The sequence below is a fragment of the Candidatus Hakubella thermalkaliphila genome (genome assembly GCF_013281975.1).
GTDB lineage: Bacteria > Actinomycetota > Humimicrobiia > Hakubellales > Hakubellaceae > Hakubella > Hakubella thermalkaliphila.
The window spans coordinates 1-540 of sequence record NZ_BLRZ01000480.1 but is presented as its reverse complement, the minus strand read 5'-3'; the positions used below and the strand labels follow the sequence as shown (position 1 = coordinate 540).

At 46.7% G+C, this 540-nt stretch carries 1 protein-coding gene; it reads right to left on the bottom strand.

All coding sequences use genetic code 11. From position 1 onward, the window contains the following. Nucleotides 1-253: PTS transporter subunit IIC (locus HW443_RS12805; RefSeq protein ID WP_275942779.1), on the bottom strand; the 253-nt coding region annotated here is incomplete at its 3' end. Nucleotides 254-540: the final 287 nt, after the last annotated feature.

Here is a 540-nt window from a genome sequence, read left to right as displayed (position 1 = left end):
TGCGCTCCAGGAGCCAGTTGAGGGCCATGGTTAGGGGAAACCAGCCTACCGTAGCCGTATGGGGCAGGCTGACCCCCTCCAGGCCAAAAAAGTCCTTAACCAGGGGAGCACTGCGATCAGCTAAGAGAAAGATGATGGCTGCGGTGGCCAGGGCCACCAGCAAGCCTACCACATAGCTTTTACTAAGAGCGTAGGCCAGAGTTCCCGCCCCTCTTATCTTGACATCTTTGCCCACCTCTAATACCCTCTTCATAACGGATCCTTTCCTGGCATGTTTTTGCTTTCCTGATAAAAACTTTTACCATTTTAGGAGCCGCTACATCAAATTTTGGCGTTATGGAATTGGGGAGGGAAGGCTGGAGGCAGTAAGGTTTTCCTAAAATTTCAATTATGAGGTGAAGGTGAGACCTATTTACATTGATGTGTGTGCTCTAAGCAGGCCCTTTGACGACCAATCTTTCTTGAGAATAAGGTTAGAAACAGAGGCATTAAATTTGATACTATTGAATGTAAGGGAAGGAAGATATACATTGCTAATTT